Source organism: Streptomyces javensis (genome assembly GCF_039525925.1).
Classification (GTDB): Bacteria; Actinomycetota; Actinomycetes; order Streptomycetales; family Streptomycetaceae; genus Streptomyces; species Streptomyces asiaticus.
The window spans coordinates 1-5,730 of sequence record NZ_BAAAIF010000166.1 but is presented as its reverse complement, the minus strand read 5'-3'; the positions used below and the strand labels follow the sequence as shown (position 1 = coordinate 5,730).

General features: G+C 72.1%; 1 protein-coding gene. It reads left to right on the top strand.

The features are described from left to right. A partial coding sequence (locus tag ABD329_RS47115) for a type I polyketide synthase (RefSeq protein ID WP_344318173.1) occupies positions 1 to 5,730 on the top strand: 5,730 nt, incomplete at both ends.

The following is a 5,730-nucleotide window of genomic DNA, read 5'->3' as shown; positions in this document are numbered from 1 at the left end:
CGAATGTGACGGGTGAGGCGGCGGACGCGGCCGAGGTGTGCTCGCCGGAGTACTGGGTGCGGCATGTGCGCGAGGCCGTGCGCTTCGCGGACGGGGTAGGCGCCCTGGAGAAGCTGGGCGTGACCCGGTTTGTCGAGGTCGGCCCCGACGGTGTGCTGTCCGCCATGGCCCGGGACTGCCTGGTGGCGGACGCGGGTTCGGCTCCGGTCGTGGTGCCGGGGCTGCGCAAGGACCGTCCGGAGGCTCAGGCGCTGACGGCGGCGCTGGCCGAGCTGCATGTCCATGGGGTCGCGGTCGGCTGGGAGCAGGTCTTCGCCGGGCGTGGTGCGCGGAAGGTGGAACTGCCGACGTACGCGTTCCAGCGTCAGCGGTACTGGCTGGAGGACCGCGCGGAGGCGTCGGGTGGTACCGCCGCGGACGGCGTGGACGCGCGGTTCTGGGACGCGGTGGAGCGCGAGGATCTGGAGGCGCTGGCGGAGGCGCTGGACGTCGACGGGGGTGGTTCGCTGGGCGAGTTGCTGCCCGCGCTGTCCTCGTACCGCCGTGCGCAGCGTGACCGGGCCACGGTCGACGGCTGGCGGTACCGGGTCTCGTGGAAGCCGGTCCCGGATGCGACGACGGGTTCGCTGTCGGGTACGTGGCTGCTCGCGGTGCCCGCCTCGCTCGCGGACAGCGAGCTCACCGGAACGATCGCTCAGGGGCTGGAGAAGTCCGGCGCCCGTGTCGTACCGGTGGCGGTTGACACCGACGCGGACCGCGATGGCCTCGCCGAGGCGCTGATGGGCGCGCTCGGTGATGAGTCCGAGGCAAGTGTGCTGTCGTTGCTCGCGCTGGACGAGCAGCCATCCGCCGGGGAGCCGGCGGTCGCGGCCGGACTCGCGCTGACGCTGCGGTTGGTGCAGGCCGCGGCGGGACTGGACGCGGGCCTCCGGCTGTGGTGTGCCTCGCGGGGCGCGGTCTCGGTGGGACGTTCCGACCGGCTCGCGAGCGCCGCGCAGGCGCAGGTGTGGGGCCTCGGCCGGGTCGCGGCCCTGGAGCACCCGCAGATCTGGGGCGGTCTCGTCGATCTGCCCGAGACCCTGGACGAGCGCGCGGTCGCGCGGCTGGCCGGTGTGCTCTCCGCCGAGAGCGGCGAGGACGAGGCGGCGGTCCGTGGCTCCGGGGTGTTCGGCCGACGGTTGGTGCGCGCGGCGTCGACGGGCGGCGAGGCGTGGCGGCCGAGTGGCTCGGTGCTGATCACCGGTGGTACGGGTGCCCTGGGCGCGCATGTCGCGCGCTGGGCCGTGCGCGAAGGTGCCGAACATGTGGTGCTGACCAGCCGTCGCGGTCTCGCGGCGGAGGGTGCCGCCGAGCTGAGGGCCGAGCTGGAGGCGCTCGGCGCCGAGGTGACGGTGGCGGCCTGTGACGCCGCCGACCGGGATGCGCTGGTCGAGGTGGTCGCGGGGATTCCCGAGCGCTTCCCGCTGCGTGGTGTGGTGCACGCGGCCGGTGTGCTGGATGACGGTGTGCTCGATGGGCTGACCGTTGACCAGCTGGCTCGAGTGCTGGGGGCGAAGGTCGAGGGCGCGCGGCTGCTGCATGAGCTGACGGCGGACCTGGAGCTGGACGCGTTCGTGATGTTCTCGTCGTTCGCCGGTGTGGTGGGCGGCGCGGGGCAGGGCGCCTACGCGGCGGCGAACGCCTACCTGGACGCGTTGGCGGTGGCGCGCCGTGGCGCCGGGCTCGCGGGTACGGCGGTCGCGTGGGGACCGTGGGCCGAGTCCGGTATGGCCGCGAGCGGCCGCGCCGGGGAGCGGGTGCGCGGTGGCGCGGTGTCCGCGATGTCCCCGGCGCTCGCCGTGGACGTGCTGAGCTGGGCCGTGGGCCAGGAGGAGGCGTCGCTCGTCGTCGCGGACGTCGACTGGGAGCGGCTGGCCCCGTCGCTGGCCGCGGCGCGCGGTGGCGCGCTCGTCGGCGACATCCCCGAAGCGCGCAAGCACCTGACCACGGGCAACGACGGTGCCGGTGCGGAGGCGGCCGGCTTCGCCGGGAAGCTCGCCGGGCTGTCGGCGGCCGAGCGGAACGCGGCGGTGCTGGAGCTGGTCCGTGGCCACGCGGCCTCGGTGCTCGGCCACGCCTCCGCGGATTCGATCGAACCCGGCCGGGCCTTCCGGGACCTCGGGTTCGACTCCCTCACGGCGGTCGAGCTGCGCAACCGGCTGGACCTCGCGACCGGCCTCCGCCTTCCGGCGACGCTGGTCTTCGACTACCCGACCGCCGCCGAACTGGCCGAGTACCTGGACGCCGAGGCGTTCGGCTCGGCCCAGCCGGCCCTCGACGCCGGTGCGCCGAGCGCGGTCGCCGTGGACCACGACCCCATCGCGATCGTGGCGATGAGCTGCCACTTCCCCGGGGACGTGCATACGCCTGAGGACCTGTGGCGGCTGGTCGCCGAGGGCGGCGACGCCATCTCCGAGTTCCCCACCGACCGCGGCTGGGACCTCGACGGGCTGTACGACCCGGACCCCGAGCGGCTCGGCACGTCCTACGCCCGGGAAGGCGGTTTCCTCTACGGCGCCCCGGAGTTCGACGCCAGGTTCTTCGGGATCTCGCCGCGTGAGGCGCTCGCCATGGACCCGCAGCAGCGACTGCTGCTGGAGACGTCCTGGGAGGCGTTCGAGCGGGCCGGAATCGCCCCCGAGTCGCTGCGCGGCGCGCGGGCGGGTGTGTTCGTCGGCACGAATGGCCAGGACTACGCCGGGCTGTGGGTGGACGCGCAGGGCGACCTCGAAGGCCACTTGGGCACGGGCAGCGCGGCCAGTGTGGTGTCGGGACGTATCTCCTACACCTTCGGTCTCGAGGGACCCGCGGTGACGGTGGACACCGCGTGCTCGTCGTCGCTGGTGGCACTCCACATGGCCATGCAGGCGCTGCGCCAGGGCGAGTGCGATCTGGCGCTCGCCGGTGGTGTGTCGGTGATGTCGACGCCGGGTGCGTTCGTGGAGTTCAGCCGCCAGCGCGGTTTGGCCCCCGACGGCCGGTGCAAGCCGTTCGCGGAGGGCGCGGACGGTACGGGCTGGTCCGAGGGTGTGGGCATGCTGCTGGTGGAGCGGCTGTCGGACGCGCGGAAGAACGGTCACCCGGTGCTGGCGATCGTGCGCGGTAGCGCCATCAACCAGGACGGCGCCTCCAACGGTCTGACGGCGCCGAACGGCCCGTCGCAGCAGCGGGTGATCCGGCAGGCGCTGGCGAGCGCCCGTCTGTCGGCGGCCGATGTGGACGTGGTGGAGGCGCACGGTACGGGTACGACGCTGGGTGACCCGATCGAGGCGCAGGCGCTGCTGGCCACCTACGGCCAGGGGCGGCCCGAGGGGCGGCCGCTGTGGCTCGGCGCCATCAAGTCCAACATCGGTCATACGCAGGCGGCCGCCGGTGTGGCCGGTGTCATCAAGATGGTGATGGCGATGCGCGAGGGCGTACTGCCGGAGATCCTTCACCTGGACGAGCCGTCGCGGGAGGTGGACTGGTCGGCGGGCGAGGTGCGCCCGCTGACGGAGGCCACCGCGTGGCCGGAGACGGGTCGGCCGCGCCGGGCGGGTATCTCCTCGTTCGGGCTGAGCGGGACCAACGCCCACACCATCATCGAGCAGGCCCCGGCGGCCGAGGAGCCCGCCGCTTCGGAGACCGTGGCCCCCGCTCCCGAGGCGGTCGAGCCGATGGCCGTGGTGCCGTGGCTGGTCTCGGCCAAGAGCCAGGAGGCACTGCTTGCGCAGGCCGAACGGCTCGCCGCGCATGTGTCGGCCGGAAGCGACCTCGACGTGCTGGACGTGGGGTATTCGCTGGCGTCCCGGTCGGTGTTCGAGCACCGTGCCGTGGTGGTCGGTGAGGACCGGGAGACCCTGCTGCGCGGTCTTGAGTCCGTGGCCGGGCACGGGATCGCCTCCGGCGTCGTCCAGGGGCGGGCGGTGCCGGGCGGTAAGACGGCGTTCCTGTTCTCGGGCCAGGGTGCGCAGCGGCTGGGCATGGGGCGGGAGTTGTACGAGGCGTTCCCGGTGTTCGCCCGGGCGCTGGACGAGGTGTGCGCGTACCTGGATGTGCTGCTCGACCGGCCGCTGCGGGATGTGATGTTCGCGACGGAGGGCAGTGCCGATGCCGAGCTGCTGGACCGGACGGCGTTCACCCAGCCCGCCCTGTTCGCCATCGAGGTGGCGCTGTTCCGGCTGCTGGAGCACTGGGGCGTCACCCCGGATGTGCTGATCGGCCACTCGGTGGGCGAGATCGCCGCGGCCCATGTGGCGGGGGTGTTCTCGCTGGAGGACGCGTGCACGCTGATCGCGGCGCGTGGCCGTCTGATGCAGGCGTTGCCGGAGGGCGGCGCGATGGTGGCCATCCAGGCATCCGAGGCGGAGGTCGCCGCCTCACTCGCCGGTCGCGAGCACGAGATGAGCATCGCGGCGGTCAACGGCCCGGCGGCCGTGGTGATCGCCGGCCATACGCAGGCGGTCCAGGAGGTAGCCGACACATGGAAGGCGAAGGGGACAAAGACTAGGCGTTTGCGGGTCTCTCATGCGTTTCACTCTTGCCTCATGGACAGTATGTTGGACGCGTTCGGCCACGTGGTCCGTGAGGTCTCTTTTGAACCGCCGACCACGGCGCTGGTGTCCAATGTCACCGGTGGGCTGGTGACGGATGGGGAGACGTGTTCTCCGGATTATTGGGTTCGGCATGTGCGTGAGGCGGTGCGGTTCGCGGATGGGGTACGTTCGCTTAAGGCGTTGGGTGTGACCAGGTTCTTGGAAGTGGGGCCCGACGGTGTGCTCACCGCCATGGCCCAGGACTGTCTCGCGGAAAGCGCCGAGGACTCTTCAGCGGCAATGCTGGTCCCTGTGCTGCGCAAGGAGCGCCCCGAAGCGGGGGCGTTGATGACGGCGTTGGCCGAATTGCACGCACACGGTGCCACGGTGAACTGGGAGCCGGTATTCGCCGGTCGCGGTGCCGGCAAGGTGGAGCTGCCCACCTACGCGTTCCAGCGCGAGCGGTTCTGGCCGGAGACATCCGTTGCCGGTGGAGGCCGGGATGTCGGTTCTACCGGCTCGGATTCGGTGGACGCGCGATTCTGGGAAGCGGTCGAGCGCGAGGATCTCGAAGCGCTCGCCGAGGCGCTCGACGTCGATGGCAACGCACCGCTGAGCACGGTGCTGCCCGCGCTGTCCGCGTATCACCGGAGCAATCGCGAGCAGTCCACGATTGACGGTTGGCGTTATCGGGTGTCGTGGAAGCCGGTTGGGGATGTGGCCGGTGGGTCGTTGTCGGGGACGTGGCTGGTGGTGGTTCCGGCGTCGTGTGCCGGGGACGAGCTGGTGGCGGGGGTGGTCTCCGGTCTTGAGCGGCATGGCGCGGGTGTGGTGTCGCTGACGGTGGACGAGGGGGACCTGGACGCCGGGGCGTTGGGGGAGCGGCTGCGTAAGGCGGTCGCCGACGCGCCTGAGCTGGGTGGTGTGCTGTCGCTGCTGGCTCTGGACGAGGAGCCCTGCCCCGGGCATCCCGCGCTGTCCAGCGGTTTCGCTTCGACACTGACGCTGGTACAGGCGTTGGTTGAGGCGGATGTCGAGGCGCTGTTGTGGTGTGCTTCGCGGGGTGCGGTGTCGGTGGGTCGTTCGGACCGGCTGGCGGGTGTGGTGCAGTCGCAGGTGTGGGGTCTGGGTCGGGTGGTGGGGTTGGAGCACTCGGCGGTGTGGGGTGGTCTGGTGG